The sequence below is a fragment of the Methanoculleus oceani genome (assembly GCF_023702065.1).
GTDB classification, from domain to species: Archaea; Halobacteriota; Methanomicrobia; order Methanomicrobiales; family Methanoculleaceae; genus Methanoculleus; species Methanoculleus oceani.
Genome location: NZ_QFDM01000001.1, coordinates 308039 through 330725 on the forward strand (window position 1 = coordinate 308039; position 22687 = coordinate 330725).

25 protein-coding genes and 1 tRNA gene are annotated in these 22687 nt (G+C 64.3%); 15 read left to right on the forward strand and 11 right to left on the reverse strand.

All coding sequences use genetic code 11. The features are described from left to right. Positions 1–273: 273 nt before the first annotated feature. Positions 274–468 carry a CxxC-x17-CxxC domain-containing protein gene (locus tag DIC75_RS01590; RefSeq protein WP_011845255.1) on the forward strand — a complete coding sequence of 65 codons (195 nt, stop codon included), beginning with the start codon at positions 274–276 and terminating at the stop codon, positions 466–468. 151 nt (positions 469–619) lie between these two features. On the opposite strand, the gene DIC75_RS01595 is transcribed toward DIC75_RS01590, so the two are convergent. From DIC75_RS01595 to DIC75_RS01615, 5 genes are all read right to left on the reverse strand, one after another. Further along, a complete protein-coding gene (locus tag DIC75_RS01595; RefSeq protein ID WP_250986267.1) occupies positions 620–1486 on the reverse strand; it encodes an ATP-binding protein in 867 nt (288 codons plus the stop codon). Continuing rightward, positions 1483–2334 carry a nucleotide-binding protein gene (locus DIC75_RS01600; RefSeq protein ID WP_250986268.1) on the reverse strand — a complete coding sequence of 284 codons (852 nt, stop codon included), beginning with the start codon at positions 2332–2334 and terminating at the stop codon, positions 1483–1485. Before DIC75_RS01600 ends, DIC75_RS01595 begins: the two co-directional genes overlap by 4 nt. Positions 2335–2347: 13 nt before the next feature. After that, positions 2348–2689, reverse strand: a complete 342-nt coding sequence (locus DIC75_RS01605) for a NifB/NifX family molybdenum-iron cluster-binding protein (RefSeq protein WP_250986269.1) — start codon at positions 2687–2689, stop codon at positions 2348–2350. Positions 2690–2750: 61 nt separating this feature from the next. After that, positions 2751–2924 carry a 4Fe-4S binding protein gene (locus tag DIC75_RS01610; protein ID WP_250986270.1) on the reverse strand — a complete coding sequence of 58 codons (174 nt, stop codon included), beginning with the start codon at positions 2922–2924 and terminating at the stop codon, positions 2751–2753. A 2-nt stretch (positions 2925–2926) separates the two neighbouring features. Continuing rightward, entirely contained in the window at positions 2927–3286 is a 360-nt protein-coding gene (locus tag DIC75_RS01615) for a NifB/NifX family molybdenum-iron cluster-binding protein (protein WP_250986271.1), read from the reverse strand. A 190-nt stretch (positions 3287–3476) separates the two neighbouring features. Here DIC75_RS01615 and DIC75_RS01620 point away from each other — a divergent pair, with 190 nt between their 5' ends. From DIC75_RS01620 to DIC75_RS01645, 6 genes are all read left to right on the forward strand, one after another. After that, a complete protein-coding gene (locus DIC75_RS01620) occupies positions 3477–5861 on the forward strand; it encodes a Lon protease family protein (RefSeq protein ID WP_250986272.1) in 2385 nt (794 codons plus the stop codon). A gap of 5 nt (positions 5862–5866) precedes the next feature. Beyond that, positions 5867–7039 (forward strand): cysteine desulfurase NifS, encoded by a 1173-nt coding sequence (gene nifS, locus DIC75_RS01625; protein WP_250986273.1) that lies wholly within the window; start codon positions 5867–5869, stop codon positions 7037–7039. Then, the gene (locus tag DIC75_RS01630; protein WP_250986274.1) at positions 7039–8385 is read left to right on the forward strand and encodes a phosphomannomutase/phosphoglucomutase; all 1347 of its coding nucleotides are present in this window, start codon (positions 7039–7041) and stop codon (positions 8383–8385) included. Before nifS ends, DIC75_RS01630 begins: the two co-directional genes overlap by 1 nt. Positions 8386–8765: 380 nt before the next feature. Next, on the forward strand, positions 8766–9053 hold the full coding sequence (locus DIC75_RS01635; RefSeq protein ID WP_250986275.1) for an ATP cone domain-containing protein: 288 nt from the start codon (positions 8766–8768) through the stop codon (positions 9051–9053). Between the two features lie 242 nt (positions 9054–9295). Next, positions 9296–9370, forward strand: a tRNA-Ile gene (locus DIC75_RS01640). Between the two features lie 132 nt (positions 9371–9502). Continuing rightward, positions 9503–10066, forward strand: coding sequence for a Holliday junction resolvase-like protein (locus DIC75_RS01645; RefSeq protein ID WP_250986276.1), 564 nt, complete (start codon positions 9503–9505; stop codon positions 10064–10066). Between the two features lie 124 nt (positions 10067–10190). Here DIC75_RS01645 and DIC75_RS01650 read toward each other — a convergent pair whose 3' ends face one another. From DIC75_RS01650 to DIC75_RS01670, 5 genes are all read right to left on the reverse strand, one after another. Continuing rightward, complete coding sequence (locus DIC75_RS01650) at positions 10191–10568, reverse strand: DUF134 domain-containing protein (RefSeq protein WP_250986277.1); 378 nt, start codon at positions 10566–10568, stop codon at positions 10191–10193. A 70-nt stretch (positions 10569–10638) separates the two neighbouring features. Then, entirely contained in the window at positions 10639–10839 is a 201-nt protein-coding gene (locus tag DIC75_RS01655; protein ID WP_284738342.1) for a DUF5320 domain-containing protein, read from the reverse strand. 123 nt (positions 10840–10962) lie between these two features. Then, positions 10963–11118 (reverse strand): hypothetical protein, encoded by a 156-nt coding sequence (locus DIC75_RS01660; RefSeq protein ID WP_250986278.1) that lies wholly within the window; start codon positions 11116–11118, stop codon positions 10963–10965. Positions 11119–11191: 73 nt separating this feature from the next. Then, complete coding sequence (locus DIC75_RS01665; RefSeq protein WP_250986279.1) at positions 11192–11482, reverse strand: hypothetical protein; 291 nt, start codon at positions 11480–11482, stop codon at positions 11192–11194. 147 nt (positions 11483–11629) lie between these two features. Then, complete coding sequence (locus tag DIC75_RS01670) at positions 11630–13720, reverse strand: hypothetical protein (protein WP_250986280.1); 2091 nt, start codon at positions 13718–13720, stop codon at positions 11630–11632. Between the two features lie 568 nt (positions 13721–14288). On the opposite strand from DIC75_RS01670, the gene DIC75_RS01675 reads away from it, so the two are divergent. From DIC75_RS01675 to DIC75_RS01700, 6 genes are all read left to right on the forward strand, one after another. Then, positions 14289–15950 (forward strand): SulP family inorganic anion transporter, encoded by a 1662-nt coding sequence (locus tag DIC75_RS01675; RefSeq protein ID WP_250986281.1) that lies wholly within the window; start codon positions 14289–14291, stop codon positions 15948–15950. 55 nt (positions 15951–16005) lie between these two features. Further along, positions 16006–17028, forward strand: a complete 1023-nt coding sequence (locus DIC75_RS01680) for an AI-2E family transporter (protein WP_250986938.1) — start codon at positions 16006–16008, stop codon at positions 17026–17028. A 71-nt stretch (positions 17029–17099) separates the two neighbouring features. Beyond that, positions 17100–17621, forward strand: a complete 522-nt coding sequence (locus DIC75_RS01685) for a DUF1269 domain-containing protein (protein WP_250986282.1) — start codon at positions 17100–17102, stop codon at positions 17619–17621. Positions 17622–17752: 131 nt separating this feature from the next. Then, entirely contained in the window at positions 17753–18313 is a 561-nt protein-coding gene (locus DIC75_RS01690; RefSeq protein WP_250986283.1) for a hypothetical protein, read from the forward strand. Between the two features lie 71 nt (positions 18314–18384). Beyond that, the gene (locus tag DIC75_RS01695) at positions 18385–18786 is read left to right on the forward strand and encodes a SpoIIAA family protein (protein ID WP_250986284.1); all 402 of its coding nucleotides are present in this window, start codon (positions 18385–18387) and stop codon (positions 18784–18786) included. Positions 18787–18878: 92 nt separating this feature from the next. Next, complete coding sequence (locus DIC75_RS01700; protein WP_250986285.1) at positions 18879–19745, forward strand: PHP domain-containing protein; 867 nt, start codon at positions 18879–18881, stop codon at positions 19743–19745. A gap of 6 nt (positions 19746–19751) precedes the next feature. On the opposite strand, the gene cls is transcribed toward DIC75_RS01700, so the two are convergent. Beyond that, a complete protein-coding gene (cls, locus tag DIC75_RS01705) occupies positions 19752–21185 on the reverse strand; it encodes a cardiolipin synthase (protein WP_250986286.1) in 1434 nt (477 codons plus the stop codon). 128 nt (positions 21186–21313) lie between these two features. On the opposite strand from cls, the gene DIC75_RS01710 reads away from it, so the two are divergent. Continuing rightward, entirely contained in the window at positions 21314–21706 is a 393-nt protein-coding gene (locus tag DIC75_RS01710; RefSeq protein WP_250986287.1) for a SpoIIAA family protein, read from the forward strand. Positions 21707–21990: 284 nt separating this feature from the next. After that, positions 21991–22677, forward strand: coding sequence for a molybdopterin-dependent oxidoreductase (locus tag DIC75_RS01715; protein WP_250986288.1), 687 nt, complete (start codon positions 21991–21993; stop codon positions 22675–22677). The last annotated feature ends 10 nt before the right edge of the window (positions 22678–22687 follow it).

Here is a 22687-nt window from a genome sequence, read left to right on the forward strand (position 1 = left end):
TTCCGGAAGACCGGTTCCGGAAAACCGGTTCCGGAAGACCGGGGCAACGCCCCGAAGACCACACGCGCGTGTGTGCCGACCGTCGCGTTTTAGCCCCGGTCCACCGGGCAGGGGCGAAAGCCGCCCGGGAGAGTGCCTTCGAGACGGGCATAAGGCACCCGGTAATCCTGCTTTCCCGCCCTCTGTACGAGGATGCTGCACCACCGATGAGAAGGCCGGTGAAGTACATTATATACTATCCAATCACAACTCTACAGGCAGTGTTCTATCTGCATGAGCAATCCAATGGATTATAACAGAGGAAACAGAAATTTCGGTGGACCGAGGAACTTCGGCGGGCCCCGTGAAATGACGAAGACCGTTTGTTCAGACTGTGGGAAAGAGTGCGAAGTCCCCTTCAAGCCGACCGAAGGCAGACCCGTCTATTGCCAGGACTGCCTCCCGAAGCACAGAAAACCCCGGTTCTAAACCAATACATTCTTCTTTTTCCAAGAATCGTTAGAGTGAATCTTCGGTTGAGACCGGAGAGTCACGAGACACTCTTGCCGGATCTCCGGCAACACCCGATTCCTCCGGAGCGGAGCGTCCCGGGGTACCGTGACACCCCGGGAGAGCGGGCTCACCGGAGCCCGAGTTCGGAGAAGAGGCTGTCCCGGAGCGCCCGGAGAGCATCCGTCGCCGGGGACTCGCTCCGGGTCACGGGGCGGCCGCCTCGCACCGCTTCGATCACCTGTGGGTCGAACGGGATCTTTCCTGCCACCGGGATCTCCTCCTTCCTGCAGTAGTCCTCGATCCTTGCGCAGATATCCTCCGCGAGGTCGAACCGGTTGATCGCGACGAAGATCCGGACGCCGAATCGCCGGCAGACCGTCACCAGCCTTGCGAGATCGTGGAGCGCGGAGACTCCCGGCTCCGTGACGATGAGGACCGCGTCCATACCGCCGATCGTCGCGATCAGCGGGCACCCGATCCCCGGCGGGCCGTCCGCGAGCAGCAGGTCGGCGCCGCCCGCAAGGTTCATGGCCCGCTTCTTCACCTCGGTGACGAGCAATCCTGAGTTCCCGGAGCCCGGGAAGAGCCGGGCATGGGCAAGGTTCCCCCGGTCCGTCGCCGAGGTGTAGATCTCGCCGCAGACGCGGAGTTCCATCCGTATTGCCCCCATAGGACAGACGTAGGTGCAGACACCGCAGCCCTCGCAGTGCAGGGCCTCCGCCTCCCAGGCGTCGTTACGCACGATCGCCCCGAAGCGGCAGTGATCCGCGCATATCCCGCAGTTGCGGCATCGTTCAGGGTCGATCCGGGCCGCCTCGAGCCCCCTGAACTCTTCCGTGGTGAGCCGCCGGGGCTCGAAGAGGAGTTCCAGGTTCGCGGCGTCCACGTCGCAGTCGGCGAGGACCTGCGGCACTCCGCTGATATCCGCAAGCGCCGCCGCCACCATCGTCTTTCCCGTGCCGCCCTTGCCGCTGACGACCGCGAGCCGGATCACCGGCTCACCCCCGCGATCTTCACGATCCCGTCAAAGAGGGCGGCGAACCGATCCTCCCACCCGGGAAGATCGCGGCAGATGAGCCCGCCCCGGTTCTGGACGGCGGCGATCTCCCGCGAGAACGGGATGGTCATGAGGACGGGGAGCCCGCGCTCCCGGCAGAAGTCGAGGGTCGCCTCGTCCTGCCCGTCGCTCCGGTTGATCACGACGCCGGCGGGAATGCCGACCCTCTCCGCCACCTCGGCCGCGAGGCGGAGGTCGTGAAGCCCGAACGGCGTCGACTCCGTGACCAGAACGCAGGCATCGCTCCCCTCGAGGGTCTCGATCACCGGGCAGGCGATCCCGGGGGAGGCGTCGTAGAGGGTGAGCGGGTGCCCTTGTGCGAGCAGTTTTGCCGCCCGGATGACCGCCGGGGCCTGCACCTCCCCTTCGTTTAAGACGCCGCTGATCAGCGTGAGGGCGGGGAGCGGGCAGGAGCATGCCACCCGGCCGACGGTACGCGGGACCTCCCCGACAGCCCCCTGCGGGCAGACGAGGCTGCAGCCCCCGCAGGAATGGCAGAGTTCCGGGAAGAGGATAACCCGGTCTTTGATGACCGAGAGGGCCCCGAAGCGGCAGAACTTCCCGCACTCACCGCAAAAGGTGCAGCGGGCGAGATCGACCTCCGGGACCGGCGTCGTCACCGGTATGTCCACGGCAGAACCCGGGAAGAAGAGATGGAGGTTCGGCTCCTCGACATCGCAGTCGACGAGTGCCACCTCGCGGGAGCGGGCGAGCGTGAAGGCGAGGTTCGCCGCCACCGTGCTCTTCCCGGTGCCGCCTTTGCCGCTTGCAATCGCGATCTTCATGCTGTATACCGCTTCAGGCGAGAGGGAGCGGCTGCAGGTTCCCGGCGGTATGCTCCGCGAGGGCATCGGCCACGCTGCCGCTTCCGCGGTAGGCATAAGCCTTGATCCCGCCCGCTTCGAGCGCTTTCGCGGCGTTCCCGCCGACCTGGCCGGTGATGACCACCGTCGCGCCGTGCTCCGCGAGCATCTGGACCGCCCGGGGCCCGACCCCGCCCGCAGCGTCAACGAGGGGATTCTTAATCGATTCGGATTTTCCCGTCTCCGTATCGACGAAGACGAAGTAAGGCGCCCGGCCGAACCGCTGCTCGACCGGGGCGGACGTGCCTTCTGCACGTGCTGTGATACCGATTATCATGTTAATACACTCCTCTGAGGGTTATACATACGAGCATAATACTGTGGATGGTGCTATCGTGTCATTCAAGCGAGATGGCGCCCGCCGGACACTCGTCCACACAGGTTCCGCAGTCCACGCAGAGTCCGGGGTCGACCTTCGCCCTGCCGTCGTCCATGGTGACCGCGGCCGCAGGACAGGCCGACACGCACGTCTCGCACCCGGTGCATACCTCCGGGTCAACCACCGCCGCCATGCTCAGTGTGCCCCGTCGCACTCGCCGCCGTCTTCGTGGTGGCAGGAACTCTTCCCCGGCGAGAGACGGCCGGCAATATAGTCCTGCGCGACGTAATCAACGTTTCCACCGATGCCGAGAAGAACCTCGATATCGTTTCCGTGGAAGAGCTCGATGGCCCGCGGTCCCATTCCGCCGGCGATGATCAGGTTTACTCCGTGCTCCGCGAGGAAGACCGGAAGCCGCCCGGGTTCGTGACCGGGGCTCGGAAGGTCGTCCCTCCGGTAGATGATCGACTCCTCCACGTCAAATATCGCATACCCTTCACAATGCCCGAAGTGTTCGGATACCCGGTTGCCGTCCTGTGCAATCGCAATTCTCATGATTTCACCCGGTCCTGCGGCCCCGTGCAGGAGATGAGCCGCATACGAACATACTACACATAAGCGCGAAAGTAAGTAAAACCACCTATCGTACCATCCGGGAGGAGTGCCGGACCGGGGAATCTTTTTTAAGGCGAGCGACACCCTGCGGTGTAGTTGCAGAAACTTGGTGAGACTGATGGTTCAGCCTTTGGATATCGAAGAATACCGGAACGTCTACGAGCCGGAAAAGGTAGAATGTGCCAGCACCGGGGAGATGAGGCCGATGGAGGAGATCATCGGCCAGGAACGGGCGCTCAGGGCGCTGAAGTTCGGCCTCGAGATCCGGGAGAAGGGGTTCAACGTCTACACCGCGGGCGCCCAGGGCACCGGGCGGATGACCGCTGTCCGGAGTTTCCTCGACGAACTCGCCAGGGCCAAGCCCCGGGCAAGCGACTGGGTCTACGTCCACAACTTCCAGGACCAGTACGAGCCCAACGCCATCGCCCTCCCGGGGGGGAGGGGGCCCCGGTTCAGGGAGGATATGAAGCGGTTCATCGAGGAGGCCCGGCAGGCGCTTCCCCGGGCGTTCGAGAGCGAAGAGTACGCCAAACGGCGGGATGAAACCCTCCAGTCGCTCCAGGGGAACAGGACCGACCTCATCGCCCGGATCAATCAGCGCGCCCAGGAGGCGGGGTTCATCATCCAGATGAGCCCCATCGGTCTCCTGACTATCCCGGTCATCAACGGGAGACCGGTCCCCGAGGAGGAGTTCATCACCCTCCCTGACGAGGTGCGGGCGGAGGTCCAGCGGCGCCGGGACGCCCTCAACGCCGACCTCCGGAGCACGCTCCGGCAGGTGCAGGATATCGAGCGGCAGGGGGCCGAGGCGGTCAAGGACGTGAACCACGACATCGCCCTCTACGCGATCGGCAACCTCGTCGCCGAACTCAAGGAGAACTACGCCGACGTCCCGGAGGTTCCGGCCTACATCGACGCCGTCCAGAACGACATCCTCGAGAACCTCCAGGCCTTCCTCGGGGTCCCCGAGCAGCCGGGCGCCCCGCCCCAGTTCCAGGCCTTCATCCGGGAACTCCCGTTCCGGAAGTACGAGGTGAACGTCGTCGTGGACAACGCCGGCACGGAGGGCACACCGGTGATCGTCGAGCAGAACCCCACCTTCCAGAACCTCCTCGGGAAGATCGAGAAGGAGGTCCAGTTCGGCATCTTCACGACCGACTTCACGATGATCCGGCCGGGCTCGCTGCATAAGGCCAACGGCGGCTACCTCATCCTCGACGTCGAAGACCTCCTGCGCACCCCCCTCTCCTGGGACGGGCTCAAGACGGCCTTAAAGACGGGGGAAGCCGTCATCGAGGAGCCGGGAGAGCGGATGGGGTTCATCACGGCAAAGACGATCAAGCCCGAGCCCATCCCACTCGATATCAAGGTGGCCCTCATCGGGACCCCGATGATCTACCAGCTCCTCTACCGGATGGACCCCGACTTCAAGGAGCTCTTCAAGGTCAAGGCAGACTTCGACATCGTGATGGAACGAAACGACGAGAACGCCGGGAAGTACGCCGACTTCATGTGCAACCTTGTCCGGGAGGAGAACCTCCGGCACCTGGACCGTGAGGCGATCGCCCGGGTGATCGAGTATGGGTCAAGACTCGCCGCAGACAGGGAGAAACTCTCGACCCTGTTCGCCGCCGTCGCGGACCTCATCCGGGAGGCGAACTTCTACGCCGCGAGCGACGGCGCGGAGCAGATCCAGCGGCAGCACGTCATGAAGGCGATCGATGAGAAGGTCTACCGCTCGAACCTGATCCAGCAGAAGATCGAGGAGTACATCCGGCGGGGGATCTTCCTCATCGAGACCGAGGGGGAGAAGATCGGCCAGGTGAACGGCCTCTCAGTCATCGGCCTCGGGGACTTCGCCTTCGGCCGGCCGTCGAAGGTGACCGCGAGCATCGGGGTCGGCCGCGAGGGGATCATGGACATCGAGCGGGAGGCGGCGCTCGGCGGGCCGATCCACACGAAAGGCGTCCTGATCATCAGCGGCTACCTCAACAACAACTACGCGAGGGACAAGCCCCTCGGCCTCTCGGCCCGGCTCGTCTTCGAACAGAGTTACGAGGGGATCGAGGGCGACTCCGCGTCGAGCACCGAGCTCTACGCCCTCCTCTCGGCGCTCTCGGGTCTCCCCTTAAAACAGTACCTCGCCGTCACGGGCTCGGTGAACCAGAAGGGCGAGGTCCAGGCGATCGGCGGCGTGAACGAGAAACTGGAGGGGTTCTTCGAGGTCTGCAAGGCCAAAGGGCTCAACGGGAACCAGGGAGCGCTGATCCCCGCAAGCAACGTCCAGAACCTGATGCTCAAGGAGGAGGTTGTCGAGGCCGCGAAGGCCGGGAAGTTCCGGATCTACCCGGTGCGGACGATCGACGAGGGGATCGAGGTCCTGACAGGCGTCCCGGCGGGCACCCGGCGGGAGGACGGGACCTACGAGGAGGGGACCGTAAACTACCTGGTGGACCGGCGGCTCCGGGAGATGGCGGAGACGCTCAAAGGGTTCCAGCCAATGGCGGCGAAGTGACCGGGATGGAGCGGAGACGTTCGGTCTACATGGACCATGCGGCGACGACACCGACGCGGCCCGAGGTCGTCGAGGCGATGCTCCCCTACTTCTCGGAGCGGTTCGGGAACCCCTCCTCGCTTTATACCCTCGCCCGGGAGGCGAAGGGGGCGGTGGAAGAAGCGCGGGGACGGGTGGCGGCGGCGATCGGCGCGAGTCCCGAGGAGATCTTCTTCACCTCGGGCGGGACGGAGGCCGACAACTGGGCGGTCAAGGGGGTGGCGGCGGCGAGCCGGAAGAAGGGCGACCATATCGTCACCTCCGCAATCGAGCACCACGCCGTCCTCCATACCTGCCGGGCGCTCGAGAAGCAGGGCTACCGGGTGACCTATCTCCCGGTCGACGAGTTCGGCCGGGTGGATCCGGGAACCGTCGAGGAGGCGATCACCGATCGGACAGTCCTCGTCTCGGTGATGGCCGCGAACAACGAGATCGGGACAATTCAGCCGGTCCGGGCGATTGCGGGAGTCGCCCACGACCACGGCGTCCCGTTCCATACCGACGCTGTTCAGGCGATCGGGGCCTTCCCGGTGGATGTCGAAGAGATGGGGGCCGACCTCCTCGCCATCTCCGCCCACAAGTTCGGCGGCCCGAAGGCGACGGGAGCGCTCTATGTCAGAAAGAAGACCAGGATCGGGACGTTCATGGACGGCGGGGCGCAGGAGCGGGGCCGGCGGGCCGGGACCGAGAACGTTCCCGGGATCGTGGGGCTCGGGCGGGCGATCGAACTTGCGGTCGCCGGGATGCCCCGGAACGCCGCCCGGCTTGCCGCGATGCGGGACCGGCTGATCCGGGGGAGCCTGGAGGCGATCCCCGATACCCGGTTAAACGGCCACCCGGTCGAGCGGCTCCCGAATAACGTCAACGTCGCGTTCCGCTACGTCGAGGGGGAGTCGATCCTCCTCATGCTCGACGCCCTCGGGGTCGCCGCCTCGACCGGGAGCGCCTGCACCTCGGCGTCGCTCGAGCCCTCGCACGTCCTGACCGCCTGCGGCCTCCCCCACGAGGAGGCTCACGGCTCGCTCCGGCTCACCCTGGGGCCCCGGAACACCGACGACGACGTCGATTACGTCCTCGAGGTCCTCCCGGGGATTATCGGGCGCCTGCGGGAGATGTCGCCGCTCCGGGAGGTGACGTGATGGTCGGCATCTTCAAGGCCTACGACATCCGGGGGCGCTACCCGGACGAGCTCGACGAGGGGACGGCAGAGAGGATCGGGAACGCCTTCGTCCGGCTCCTTGCGGCGGAGCAGGTCGTCGTCGGGCGCGACATGCGGCTCTCGTCCGCATCGCTTGCCCGGGCGTTTATAGAGGGGGCGGTCGAGGCCGGGGCGGAGGTCGCCGATATCGGGATGGCGAGCACCCCGCTCCTCAACTACGCGATCATCGCCGGGGGGTTCGACGGCGGCGCGATGGTGACGGCCTCCCACCTCCCCGGGGAGATGAACGGGTTCAAACTCGCCCGGGAGAACGCCATCCCTCTCTCCGGCGACCGGGATCTGCCGCTTCTCGAGACGAGGGTCGAGGAGCAGCCGGCAGCCCGTGCCGGCGGGTCCTGCCGGCGGGTCGAGATGCTGGATGCCTACATCGGGAAGGTGACCGGGTTCGTCCGGGCGCCGAAACCGCTCACGATCGTCGTGGATGCCGGGAACGGGATGATCGGACCGGAGGTGCCCCGGCTCTTCTCAAGGGTCCCGGCGTGGCGTCTGGTGCCCCTCTACCTCGAGCCCGACGGGCGGTTCCCCCACCACCACGCAAACCCGCTCGACCCGGAGACCACCCGGGAGCTCCAGGACCGGGTCGTCGCGGAGGGCGCTGACATGGGGGTCGCGTTCGACGGCGACGGCGACCGGTGCGGGTTCGTCGACGAGCGGGGCGAACGGGTCCGGGAGGACCTGGTGACCGCGCTCATCGCGGAGTTCCTGCTCGAGGAGAACCCGGGGGCGACGATCCTCTACGACCTTCGGTCCAGCCGGGCTGTTCGCGAGGCGATCGAGCGGGCAGGAGGGCGGGGCGTCCGCTCGAGGGTCGGCCACGCCTTCATCAAGGCCCTGATGCGGGAGGAAGACGCCCTCTTCGCCGGTGAGCTCTCCGGGCACTACTACTACCGGGAGATGGGCTTTGCGGACAACGGGCTCCTGACGATGGTCCAGATCGCGAACCTCATCGCCGCGAGCGGCCGGCCGCTCTCCGAACTCGTCAAGCCCCTCGATCGCTACCCCTCGACAGGGGAGATCAACCTCCGGGTGAGCGAACCGGCGGCAGTGCTCGCGGTGCTTGCGGCGCGCTACCACGACGCGGAGCTTGACAGACTCGACGGGCTGACGGCGGCCTATCCCGACTGGTGGTTCAACATCCGTCGCTCCCATACCGAGCCGGTGGTGCGGTTGAACGTGGAGGCGGAGACGAGGAGTCTCCTCGATGAGAAGAAGCGGGAGGTCCTCTCGGTCATCCGCGACGCCGATGAGGCGGCGAGGGAGGGGTAAGGGCCGGATCTGCACGGATAAAGGGAGTGGCGAGAACTGCCTGCTCACACCGCCGACCTCTATTGATTCACGCACCCTTCACCGGACGATCTCTCCTCCGCATCGGCGCCGCCAGCACGCCCCACGTAGAAGAGTCGTTCGGTTTTTCGCCGCCCGGGAAGGCGCCGTTAATCCATCGGTTCGGTGGGAAGAGCACGATGGCCGACAGCCGCAACTTATAAGTATCCGATATCCCACTGTTGCCCGGCAGGCTGCAGCTTGCAACCGAAGCGGGGTTGGGTGGAGCGCCCGGAAACCGTTATCCGGGGGAAAAAGAGCCGAAATACAACGGACACCCAAACCTCGAGGAAGGCAGAACAGGTATTGATGTGGTGATGATAATGGCGGAACAGCAGATGGAGTCCCGGCCCTGGCAGGAGACCATGGTCCGGAAGACCAACAACCAGGAGGAGCAGTTCAATCCTGACAAGATCAGGAGGTCGGTGCAGAACGCCGGAGCAGACCAGCAACTGGCGGACGAGATCACCCGGCAGATCCAGGAGAGCACGCACAGCGGGATGACGACCACTGAGATCGACAACAGTATCCAGGAGACACTCAAGCAGAAGGATATGAACGCTTACAACAACTGGATGCAGTGGAAAGAGCAGCACCAGAAGATGCGGTAGGGAGTTTTCCGGAGCATTCTGCAGGCAGTCTCTCATACTACAGGTGCCAGAGATCCGTCGGCAGGTCTGCACGGCGGACTTCTGGACGTTACGCCTGTCGGGTATGCGGGTGCCCTGCAGAACGCGCACAATGTTTTTATGATCACAGAACAATATTTATATGCAGTGAGATTCCGGCAAAATCCCGGAGATCCGAACTGAATGCGCCTTTCCGAATTCAGGCCGGCTGCATCACGATTCTCGGGCCCGTAGCTTAGTCCGGTCAGAGCGCCCGGCTCATAACCGGGCGGTCGTGGGTTCGAATCCCTCCGGGCCCATGTTTTACGAGCACTCCGTGAGGATCTCCGGTACATAAAGGGCCGGCTACACAAACGAGCGTTTATCCGATGCATTGCAGGGAAATCCGTTAGAAAGGCCTATCTACCGGGACGTGAGAGTTTCCTGGGACTATGATCGAATGGGCCGTCATCCTTTTACTGTTTCTTGCGGTTTTAGCACTATTTTACAAGTATTCCAGGATTCAAGGTCAGGTCGAACAAAAAGCACGAGAGATATTTGAATCCTGGCGCCGGAGGGAACGAGAAGATATTGAAAACTGGAAGGAACAGGAACTCAGGCGGCTTTCGGACGAAAAAGCAAAAATTCTTTTCGAAAAGTGGAGACTGGACGAAGAGGGAAACATCCGCACCGATGCAGTAAAGCGCAGCCAATCGGTGACCCGGGGGAAGGTCACGGAGTGCCTCATCCCGTATTTCCCCGACTTCCCCTACAATCCAAAGGATGCACGGTTTTTGGGGACTCCGGTCGATCTCATCGTCTTCGACGGATTGTCCGACGGCGAGGAAGTGCAGAAGGTGGTGTTCGTCGAGATAAAAACAGGTAAAGCCGCCAACCTGAGTAAACGGGAGCGTGCCGTCAGGGAATGCATCAAAGCCGGACGGGTGCAATATTTCACAATCCACCAGTCGTTCGATGACAGTACCAACCAACTGCGCGATATGGGAATGAACTAGTCGTACACGGTCTTATCGGGTTTTGAATCGTCTCCATCCCGTGATACTGCGGCCCCGGGTTCGAAGCCCTCCGGATCGACTCACGCCTCAAAAAAAAGTTCGGATCTGATACCTGTAGATCCAGTTACCGGGGCGACGGATCGAAGGCGACGTCCTCATCCTCCGGACACCCCTCCTCCAGCCGGCGGCCGCACCCGGCAATCCGGATCGTCTTCCCGTGGACCAGGGCGTCGGCGACCTTCGCCCGCGCCTCGTGGAGGTCGCGCCAGAGTGTCTTTCGGGAGACGCCGAGGGCAACGGCAGCCTCTTCCTGTTCGAGCCCCCGGAGGTCGACGAGCCGCAGGGCCTCCACCTCCTCGGGGAGGAGGAGGACGACCTCGTCGGGCGCCCCGCAGAGGGGGCCGAAACAGCGGAACGCTTCCCGGTTCCCGATCATCCGGCGGACCCGGGGCCGGCCGCGCCCGCGGCGGCACCGCCCCTCGCCGGGCTCGTTCTCGTTCACGGTATCATCTCTGGAGAAGAACTCCGTCCCACATGCAGATAGTGCCTTCGCTTCGGCCCGGCACCGACCGTTACCACCGGCCGCGTGCCCGGCCGCCGCGGCCAGAGCCGCGACCGCATCCCCACGGGATACCGCTCCGGCCGATGCCGCGAAGCACCGGCGTCGCGGACTCGCCTTCCGCCGCCGCAGACCGGGGCGGAACGCACCGTCCCCGGCGGCCGCCCGTCATCGGGCCACGGCCGGCCGGTCCGGTTCCATCAAATCCTGGCATGGTGTATCACCTCCAGTATTACACATATGCGCATAAATATATTAAATGGTTTTAGGCGGCAAACCGCCTTGTGGATGAATTGTAATAGCGAAGAGAGGTCTGCCCGAGGGTGAGTCCGGGCGATCACCGGTAGTAAACCAGAGATTCGTCATGGGAAGACGCCGTAGATCTCTTCACGGGGATCTTCTCAAACGCCAGAACCTCGATCCTCTCTCGATAGTTCGGGTGAACTTTAGCCAGATCCTTCAAAAACGTCTTTTTATAGCGGCAGAGGACCATACTACTCTTCTTTCATTTGCGCATAGTACTGCCGTGACAGGATGCGGGAGAGATGCCCCGGGGCAGAAGACACTCAGCGCCGGCTCCGGGGGAGGAGCGCTGCCCCGGCCAGAGTCAAAAGAGCGGTGAGCCACGGGGCCGGAGGGGCACCGCCGGATGAGCCGCCGGGCGTCGTGCTCTTCGTCACCGCGAGAGCAAGGCTTGCGGAGGGGCCGGGGGTGCAGGCCGCGGTCCCGGCAGCAGCACTACCGAAAGGGTGATCGTCTTCCCGGCACCGGCGTCCCCCGCTGGTGATCAGGCGTTCGTCAAAGAGGACGTCACCGCCAAAGACCTCGATGGCGGTGAGGGGGCGTTTCGCAGTCACGATCATCGATCCGGGCGGTGATGACGGGCCCGGCCGGCGCCGGGCTTTTGTCGATCGTGACCATACCCGAGAACTCCGCAGGAGGATGAGATGGCTGATGCCGCTCCCGCGAGGGCGAGGAGGAAGAGCAAAACCGTCTCATTCGCATCACACTCCCATGACGCCGAGGGTGCCCGGCCCGGTCATGTAGAGCCAGTAGCCCCGGCCGGGGTAGACCACTCTCGTATCGGCGTTCTGGCCGCTCCCGCCGTTGACGACCCCCGCTTCGAAGGCCTGCGCCCCGTCGTTAAACCCGATCAGGATCGTCCACTGCCCGTCGACCGAGTAGAGGGCGTCCCGTGCCGTCATCGGGGAGGTGCCGGGGAAACCGACGGCGTTCCAGCCGGCCGCGAGACTGCGCTCCGGGGGCGAGACCGGGAGGGCGGTCGAGAAGTTGAGGGCGACCGTCGCGGGCCCGGCCGAGTAGATCCAGATCCCTTCGAGGGGGACGAGGCGGTCGCTCGGTGTGAGGGCTATCCACGCCCCGCCGGCGGTGTCGTAGCGGAGGACTGAGTGGCCGTCGGTATCGACGGTAGAAAAGATTGCTGCGGTGTCGTTCCCTGCCGCAAGCGGCCGGGGGATCGAGATGAAGTTCCAGCCCGGGGCGAGGGTGAGGTTGTCGCCGGAGAGCGGAGACTCTCGACTCCCGATCACGGTGAAGGTCGCAGTCTGGATCGCAGCCGTCCTGATCGACTCAACCGTGACGGTGTACTGACCCGGCCGAAAGCCGGTCGCATCGACCTCGAAAGACCACCTGTTCAGACCGTCACCCTTCACGACGGCTACAGTACCGGCGTCCGTACTGTTATCGACCGGACCGGCAACCGGGATCACCTCGACGGACAGCAGATTGCCGGCCGCGAGGTTCGTGGTGCCGGCAACTGTGAACGTGCTTCCCGTGGCCTGCTCGCCGATCGGGTCGATGAGGACCCGGGGCTCCTCGACAATGAAGGTGAAATTCGTATACGTGTCAATGAACTGAGAGTCAAGGGCGGCGATCAGTGCGTCGGCCGCTTCGTGTGGCTGCAGAGCAGTAAGATTGACGGGTGTTATGTCGTTGCCCATAAGCGTGGTCCCTGAAACCCGGACGTCGAATGCATCGTCATAGGGGTGCTGGACGACGACGTCGTAACGCCCGGTCTGCATGACCATCGTATCTTCAAACGGGATAATGTACTCAAACGTGCCATCGGAGCCGACAGGAGCAGGCTGCTGGAACCTGTAATAGTTCTCGCCGAATATCCATACGCGGACATTGGCCGGATCGCCGGTCGCAGTCCCGGTGATCACCAGATCGTCACCCTTCGCGACGACGGCGTTCGCGGTTGCCTCAACGGAAGGAGCCCGGAGTTGTATGGAAGTTGTGCTATAGGGAGCACCGTTGAGAGCATTCCTGGCGCGGGGCTCCGAGAGAGCATAAACGGTGTAACCGCCGGCATCCAGTATCCTGGTGTAGAGGAGAGAAGTATTCCACCGATAAGTCCAGGTATCGTCGGTATCGACGTCCACCCGGGTGAAGGTGCTCTCGTTGCCGGTTTGAACGCCTGCACTGAGAATCCCTTTCCTGAGATCTTCGAACCCGATGCCGTTAGGAGGGAGGTTCGGGCCGGTCAGGAAGAGGTAGGTGACGTCGTTATCGGTATTGGTCCCGGAGAAGACGATCTCGTCGCCTATATAGTAGAAGCCGGTGCCGGATGCAACGACGGTCACGGCACCCCTCTCGACGAGCACTTCGGCCTCATCGAAAACATCCGGGTTTACCGGATCCTCGACGCGGATCGTGAACCGCCGTTCGCCGGTGCTCTGATTGGTGTCGAACTGGACGGACCGGGTACCGGCGGCGTTGGTCGTAACAGTCACTGCGGAGCCGGTGTTGTTCGTCACACCAACCTGGCCGGGTGCGATCTCCGGGTGCTCTCCGGGACCAAGGCCGTCAACCTCTCTGACAGAGAGATGATACTCCTTGCGCGGCTCGCCGGTGACGGTCACAACGAAGTCGCTTCCACGGATAACACTGCTCTTGCTGACAGCGATGCCGGGCATCCCGGCGGTCATGGTCCCTATCACCCCTGCTGTTTCAGCGCCAGATCCTGCTGCAGGGACCTGAATGAAGACGGTATCGCCGGCTGTGCCGGGGCTGTCAAATGCCGCCGCTGGCGCAACGACCAGCGCAGCCAGGAGGGCCACGGCAACAGCCATCCGGATTGATGTTCGTTTTAAGATCATCATAATCCCTTTCTCGATGGTGCGTAGCCGGGAGGGCTTGCACCACGCAGGACGCTGGTCGCGGAAGCTGGAGCGCGAGACGGATATCGCTCGACCGGTTGGTGCCCCTATCCCGTGCGCGGGCCATGGTCTCGTATACGGCAGATAAAGGTATCGTTGCTGGCCGGATTGTAGAATAGAGGGCATATTTATCCAGCATCGCAGGAGGGCAGGTTCCCCGTTACGGTGATGACCGGGTTCCCACCGGCGGTCGGGCTCCGGGGCGGCCCGGAGGGGAAAAAGTTGTCCGTCTGGAGCAGCGGAACCGTTGCCGGCCGTCATGCCCGGCCTTCCTCCTTCCGTCAGGGCGTCGACGGCACCGGTCCCGATGGTCCAGCGGTATGACGCCGCCTGCTCAGGGCGACGCCATAACCGGCCAGACCATAACGCCAGGGGACACTCAACCCCCGAACCCTTCGGAATCTCCGAAGAGTTGCCCGGCACCGCATCGAAAGATCGACCGGGGGCAACCTATATCCCGCACCCCGCACCCTCACCGAGCATGCCCGCCGGTGAGACGAACTGGAGGAGGAGCCTTCCTGCCGACCTCGTCGCCGGCGCGACCACCGCCCTCGTCGGCATCCCGCAGGCGATGGGGTTCGCCCTCGTCGCCGGGATAAACCCGATCTACGGCCTCTACACCGTCACGTTCTCGACGGCGATCGGGGCGCTCCTCACCGGCTCTTCCTACCTCAAGGTGATGCTCTCAAACGTCCTCGCGGTCTCGATCTACTCGGTCCTCGCCCCGGTCCCGGAGGCCGACGTCCCGGCCACCCTCTTTGTCCTGACGCTCCTTATCGGGCTCTTTCAGCTCGGGTTCGGGCTTGTCAAGGCGGGCAGCCTGACCCGGTTCGTATCGAACGCCGTCCTCACCGGGTTTGTCACGGGAGCAGCGCTCCTCATCGTCCTCGGGCAGCTCGGGAACCTCACCGGCTACGAACTCCCGAGGGAAGCGATCCGGATCCTCGCCGTGCCCGACCTCATCCTTCATGCGGGCGAGATCCAGCCGCAGGCGATCGCGGTCGGGCTCCTGACCATCGCCCTCGTCCTCGTCTTCCGGCGGGTGCCGCACCTCAGTTCCGTCGCCCTCGTCCTCCCGATCGTCATCGCGGCCCTCCTCGTTGGGGCCGTATTCCCGGAGATCGCGCTCGTCGGCGATGTCGCCGCGATCCCCGACGGCCTCCCGTTACCCGTCATCCCCGACCTCGCCCTCGCGCCCGGACTCCTCGTCCCGGCGCTCGCCCTCGCCATCATCGGGCTCGTGATGACCGTCGGGATCACGGAGACGACCCCGGAGCCCGACGGCACCATCGCCGACGTGAACCGGGACTTCTCGGGACAGGGAATCACGAACATCCTCTGCAGTTTCCTCCAGTGCGCACCGGCGGGCGGGTCGCTCTCGGCGACGGCGCTCAACGTCGCCGCGGGGGCAGAGACCCGGATGGCCAATCTCATCTCGGGCGCCCTTGTCGGGCTGGTCGTCGCCATCGCGGGACCGCTTGCCGAACTGATCCCGCTCCCGGCCCTTGCCGGCATCCTGATCCTCATCGGGATCGAACTCATGAACCGGCCCCACGAGATCGCCTGCATCTGCAGGTACTCCCGCTCCGGGCGCTGGGCGATGGTCGCCACCTTCGTCTCCACCCAGGTCCTGCCGCTCCAGTACAGCATCTACGTCGGCGTCCTCCTCTCGCTTGCCATCTACCTGGTCACCTCCACCCGGGAGGCAACCGTGGTCCGCCTCGTCCCGGCGGGAGGGGGGATGTTCCGGGAAGAACCGGCGCCCAACCGGCTCCCGGGCGGTCGCCTTACCATCCTCTCGGTCTCCGGCAACGTCTACTTCGCCACCCTCCGGGCGATCGAGCGTTCGCTTCCGTCCCCGGAAGGGGCAGAAGGCGCCGTCGTGGTTCTCGCCCTCCGGGGGAGAGTCGAAGCCGGCACCGGGCTCTTCCGGATGCTGGAACGCTATGCCCGCCAGGTCGAGGCCGGGGGGAACCGGCTCATCCTCGCCGAGGTCGACCCCCGACTTCTATCGGGCCTGGAAGGGACCGGGGCGGCGGCGGCCATCGGACACAGGAACATATTCTTCGCGACGCCGATCGTCGGGGAGTCACTCATGGAGGCGATCCGGGCGGCGGAGCCCCTGGTCCGGGAGAAGGAGTGACGCACCGCCCGGAAAACTCTTTTCTCTTCGGAACGCCCATACCTTTTCTGTGAATATGACCGCCGAGAGCCTCTCCCCCCCCGCCCGGATCGCGATCGTCGGGGCGGCGGTCGTCATCGTTCTCGCGGGGATCCGGGCGGCCGCCCCGCTCCTCGGCCCGTTCCTGGTCGCCGTCTTCTTCGCCATGATCACCGCGCCCGTCATGACGTGGCTGACCCGGCGGGGAGTGCCCCCGGTCCTCGCCGCCGGAACGGTGGTCGTGGCCCTCATCGGGCTCCTCGTCGGGGTGCTCGCCTTCCTCGGCGTGGCTTTCACCGGGTTTATCCGCTCCCTGCCGCAGTACCAGGCGAGCCTCGAGGGGCAGGCTGCCGGACTCGCCGATTACGGCATCGACCCCGGGACCTTCACGGTATGGGACTACATCGACCAGGGGTACGTGATCCAGCAGGTGGCCGGGCTCGCCCGGCAGGTCGGGAGCATCACCTTCGACATCTTCATCGTCTTCGTCGGGATCGGGTTCCTTCTCCTTGAGGCGCCCCGGCTCACGGCTGCTCTCGCGCGGCGCCTGGGGCCAGAGAACTCCCTATACCGGCACTTCTCGCAGTCGGGCCGGATCCTCATCGATTACGTGGTGGTCAGAACGAAGGTGAACCTGATCACCGGCGTCGGGACCGGGCTCTTCCTCACCCTCCTCGGGGTCGACTTTGCGGTGCTCTGGGGCTTTGTCGCCTTCGTCCTGAGCTACGTCCCCTACATCGGCCTCGTCGCAGCCGCGATCCCGCCCACCCTCCTCGCCTTCATCGAATACGGGCCGGCGGGAGCGGTGGCCGTCATCGCCGCCGTCGCCCTCATCGACGCCGCCGCCGAGAACCTCGTCCTCCCCCGGATGGCCGGGCGGGAACTCAACCTCTCGCCGTTCGTCGTCCTCTTCTCCGTCATCCTCTGGGGGCTCGTCCTCGGGGCGGTCGGGGTCTTCCTTGCCATACCGCTGACGATCGCGGTCAAGCTCTTCCTCGAGAGCTGGGAGGAGACCCGGTGGATAGGGGAGATGATGGGCAACGGAGGCCGGCGGGAGTAAGATCCGGACCGACCGCAGGGAATATATATCCTCAATTATATTTTCGACTGCATCCCAGCAGTGGAGGATCTATGAGTGATCTGATTGCCATCGCCTATGACGGCGAGGAAACCGCGTTCCGGGTCAGAGATCGGCTCATCCAGCTGACGAAGGAGCACGTCATCGAACTGGAGGACCTGGTGGTTGTCGTCCACCACCGGGACGGAAAGACCGAGATCAAGCAGGCTACCAACCTGGCCGGCATGGGGGCGCTCTCGGGCGCCTTCTGGGGGCTTCTGATCGGCCTGATCTTCTTTGCCCCGATCTTCGGGCTTGCCATCGGGGCGATCACCGGCGCGCTCGCCGGGCGTTTCTCCGATTACGGCATCGACGACAACTTCATCAAGGAGGTCGCGGAGAGTGTCGGGCCAGGCAACTCCGCGGTCTTCCTGCTCGTCAAGAAGATTACGCCGGACAGGGTGGTCGACGCCATCAGGGAGTTCGGGGGCCACGTCATCCGGACGTCGCTCTCGGAGGCGGAGGAGGCGAACCTCCAGGACGCCTTCGGGGCCGGGACGGCGGCAAAAGCAGAGGTGCCGCCACCCTCCCCGTGAGCAGGAGGGCGGCAAGCGCCTCACTTTTTGGACCTTTGCGGACCGGTCCTCGTTGAGGTACGCCCCGGTGCAGGAGCGTATTCCCGGCATACCCTTTCGTTGTGGGGCTCTTCGCGGTACCGGGGTGGAAGATGCGGGAAGTCAGGGTTACCAGGACGGAGCGGGACGGGGCGGTGGAGATCGGGTTCCGGTTCAAATCGAGCGATCAACTCCTCGACCCGGACGACCCGTCCCCCCTCCCCGCCCGGGAACTCACGGAGTTTGCCGAAGAATACATCGCCAGTTATCTCGACGGGTGCAACCTCAAAGAGATCGCCGGCATCACCGTAGGTCTCCCGGGGGAGTCGCTCTCGCCGGAGAAGGCCGCGCTCCTCCCGGAAACGATCCGGCGGCACTTCTCGTTCCGGATAGCCGACCTCGACGACGACAGAAGGGTCTCCCGCAGGGAGGGCAGGATCAGTCTCGCCCTGGCCATCCTCAACGCGGCGATCGCCGTGCTGTTCATCGGAGTCATTGCCGGGCGCCTCGACGGCCCCACCGCGATCCTGCTCACCGGCCTCGTCACCATCTTAAACTGGGTGACGGTCTGGGACACCTACGAATACTTCGTCTATGACTACCGGCGCGAGGTGCGGAAGCGCCGGATCTACGAAAAACTCGCGGACATCGATATCCGGGTCGAGGCATGGTGACGCAGGAGAACCGACCCGGGGACGGGTGACGGCCGGAACCTTTTTCTGATTCACCCCGGAGAGGGGGCGCCATGCTTGAACAGATGAAGACGGGTGCAGGAGACGTCGTCGGGTTCCGGTTCGACGGCGAGATGACGGCCAAAGACTACGACGGGACGCTGATCCCGGCGCTCGAGGCGGTGGAGAAGGGCCACCCGATCCTCCGGATACTCTTTCATATCGTGAACTTCCACGGCTGGAAGCCGCATGGGCACTGGGAGACCCTCAAGGACTGGCCGGGGATGGAGAAGGTCGACCGGATCGCGATCGTCGGCGGGGAGAAGTGGGAAGAGTGGATGAACCACCTGCCCGGACTCTTTGTGGGCTTTTTCGGCATCGACGTGCGGTATTTCACCGAAGGCCACCTGGACGCCGCACTCGACTGGCTGCGGAAGCCGATAGCCGCAAAAGAGGCCGCTGTCGAGGTGGAGTGACACAACCAGGGCGCAAAAGCCGCCTCCCTGAAGAACAGGCAATCTTTTTTCACCCCGGGCAACCTACCGGTGATCAGACAGACAGCGATCCCATGCACTATTATAAGGATATCATATTCGAAAAACCCCTGCCGGAAGAGATCCGGCGGCTCGATCTGCTCCCGGCGGACCTCCACTTCCACACCCGGCACTCCGACTCGGCCACCCGTGTGCGGGACGCGCTGAAACTCGCGGCCCGCCGGAGAGTCGGGCTTGCGATCACCGACCACAATCAGGTCGGCGGCGTGGCCGATGCAGAGCGGCAGGGGATCCGGATTCCCCTCATCCCCGGGATCGAGGTCAGCGCCAACGACGGCCCGCACATCCTCCTCTACTTCTACTCGGCCTCCGACCTTCTGGACTTCTACCGGCGTCACGTCGAGAAGAACCGGAGAAACGGCCCGTTCACCGCAATACGTCTCGATACCCCCGAGATCCTCGATCGCCGGGAGGGGTACGCCTGCATCGCCGCCGAGGCGCACCCCTGCGGCTACGCTTTCCTGAACCGCGGGGTCGAGCGGTGTGTCGCCGGCGCGTGCATCGGCGAAGAAATCTTCTCCCGCCTCGACGCGCTCGAGGTGATCTGCGGGGGGATGGCCCGGTCACATAACCTGAAGGCGGCCGGGCTCGCCGTCGCCCATGGTCTCGGGCGGACCGGCGGAACCGACGGCCACCTCCTCCACGAACTCGGCGGGGTCGTCACCTGTGCCGAGGCCGATACCGTGGAAGAGTTCCTGGATGCCGTCCGGGCGAGAAAAACCGTCATCATCGGCCGCGAACGACCGCTCGTCGAGAAGGCGGTGATGGGGACCGCGGTCCTCCCGCACCACCTCCCCTATACCGTCCCCATCCTCCAGGCCCGCTGGGAACAGAGCCTCCCCCGGATCAGGAAGTTCGTCCAGGGCCGGCTGAACCGGTGAGGGCCCTCACCCGAGCGGCGAGAAGAGACGGGAGACCGACTCCTTCACCCGGACACCGAGGGACCGTGCCCGGTAGTCCTCCGGCGTGATCTCGGTGGAGACGGCAAGATCCTCCTCGAACGCCCGCATAAGATCGGCCCCGACGGCCGCATCGTAGAAGAAGGCGTTCGCCTCGAAGTTCAGCCGGAAACTCCGGACGTCCCAGTTCGCACTCCCGACCGAGCCCGCCTTTCTGTCGACGACGATCGTCTTTGCGTGGAGAAACCCGTCGTCGTAGGTATAGGCCCGCACCCCGGCATCGAGCAGGTCGCCGATGAACGAGAGGGTCGCCCAGTAGACGAACGGGTGGTCGGGCTTGCAGGGGATCATGATCCGGACGTCGACACCGGAGAGTGCCGCGAGCCGCAGGGCGTCGGTGACGCTCTCGTCCGGTATGAAGTAGGGTGTCTGGATGCAGACCGACTCCCGGGCGGAGTTGATCAGTTTGAGGTAACCCTCCTTTATCGGGTTCCACCGGGTATCCGGGCCGCCGGAGACGATCTGGATCGGCGTCGTGCCGGGCGAGCCCCCGCCGGAGAAGTAGCGGGTCTCGAGGTCCGCGTTCTCGCCGGTCACGTAATGCCAGTCGAGGAAGAACCGGAGCTGGAGCATCCGGACGGCATCCCCCGTGATCCGGACGGCGGTGTCGCGCCAGCGGCCGAGCGGCCCCTCCCCCAGGTAATCGTTTCCGATGTTGAACCCGCCGATGAACCCCACGACCCCGTCGATGACGGCGATCTTTCGGTGGTTGCGGTAGTTGACCCGGTAAAACGAGGGGAAGAAGACCCCGATCTTCCCTCCGGCGTCCGCCAGTTCGGAGAACGCCGCTCGCGACCCGCCTCCGGGCCGGGATCCCATGGCGTCGAAGAGGAGCCGGACTTCGACGCCCTCCCGCGCCTTCTCTGCGAGGGCGTGGATGACCGCCCGCCCTAGGTCGTCGTCGTTGACGACGAAGTACTCCAGGTGGATGTGGCGGTGTGCGCCCCGGATCGCGGCAAAGAGTGCGTCGAACTTATCCTCGCCCCGGGTGTAGATAACGACCCGGTTCCCCTCAGTCAGGCACGCCCGGTTGTTCTGGAGGAGGAGGAAGATCGTGTCGCGGAACTCCTCCGCCTCCGGGGTGGTAAACCGGTGGTGGTTGCCGGCGAGCGCCCGGTGCTGCTTCTCGAAGATCCCCTGGAGATAAGAACGGTCCTCCTGCTCCTTGATGACGAACATCTTCTGCCGGGTATAATTCTGCCCGAAGAGCAGGTAGAGCACAAAACCGACGGGAGGCAGGAGGAAGAGGACCATCAGCCAGGCCGTCGTGGCCGTCGGGTTTCTCCGCTCGAAAAAGACGATGGTGACGGCGAATACGACGTTGAGGGCAAGGATGAATCCTATTGAGAGTTCCAATTCCATTCTCGCAATCCCCTGCCGGAACGGGGCATCGCCATCTATCACCGCACAGGAGTATATACGTGTACCCACCGGCGCATCACCGCCGACCAGCCATACCTTTTTTTCTTTGGAGGGCCATAGGAGCACCCATGCTTGACCGGATGAAGGAAAGTTCAGGGAGTGTTCTCGGGTTCCGGTTCGACGGGAAGTTGAGCGAGAGCGATTATGCCACCGTCCTGATCCCGGAACTCGAACGAGCGATGAAAGATCACCAGAACGTCCGGATCCTCTTAAAGATCGAAGGCTTCCGCAGCTGGAGACCCGGCGAGGCCTGGGAAGCCTTCAAGCAGTGGCCGGGAATGGAGAGGGTCGACCGGATCGCCGTCGTCGGCGGAGAGCGGTGGCGGGAATGGATGAACCACCTGCCGGGGCTCTTTGTCGGGTTCTCCGGGGTCGACGTTCGCTACTTCCCGGAGAACCGTCTCCGGGACGCCTGGGGCTGGCTCCGGGAAGGGCTCGTGGTCCTCCCGGTCCCGGAATGAAGTTCCGGGTAGTCGCCGGCCCGGACCCTTCCTGCGATGCCGGAGAGGGTGCCGCCGCCGTCTTCCTTCTCGAGCACCTCCGGGCGAAGAACCTGAGGGCTGCCAGGGGGAGCGATCAAGGGGAGAACGCCGGAAGCGCCGGCCGGAAGGAGGGGACACGTCACCGAGAACAGCCTGCCGCTGCGCAATCGGCCTGCGGAACTCCTTTCCGGGGAGCTGCAGTGCGTTTATGTGGACCGGGTGCCACACTTCAGCGCCCATAGGAACCAGGTGGAGGAACCTTCATGCGCATTGGACGTCGCACGGGCCTGATCATAGTCATATTGCTGATCGGCGCCATCACCGCCCTCAACGCCCTCGACCTGGCGGGGGGCGGATCGGGAGTGACGGAGCTTGCACCTGCGGAGGTGCGGGAGTACCGGGGTGAGCAGCTCTCCTCGATTACGGATTTTCGTGAGAACTCGATCCGTGGCCCGCAGTATGTGAATGCGAGCACCTACACTCTCACCATCGACGGACTGGTGGAGAGCAGAAAGGGATACTCCTACGATGCGCTCATGGAGCGGTTCCCTCACTACCGCAAGGTTGTTACCCTCTACTGCGTGGAAGGCTGGGACGTCACCATCCTCTGGGAGGGGATGAAAGTAGAGGATCTCCTGCAGGAGGCGGGAGTGGAGCCGGGGGCAGATACGGTCATCTTCTACGCGGAGGACGGCTACTCCTCATCACTTCCCCTTGCCTACATCGAGGACCGGGACATCCTGCTGGCCTATGCCATGAACAACGTCACCCTCCCGGCGGAGCGGGGATTCCCCTTCCAGCTGGTGGCCGAAGACCGCTGGGGCTATAAGTGGGTGAAGTGGGTGACCCGGATCGAAGTATCCGACGATGAGAACTACCGCGGCTACTGGGAGAGCCGGGGGTATTCGAACAACGGGAGCATAGACCGATCCTTCTTCGATCGGGGATAGGAAGGGGCAA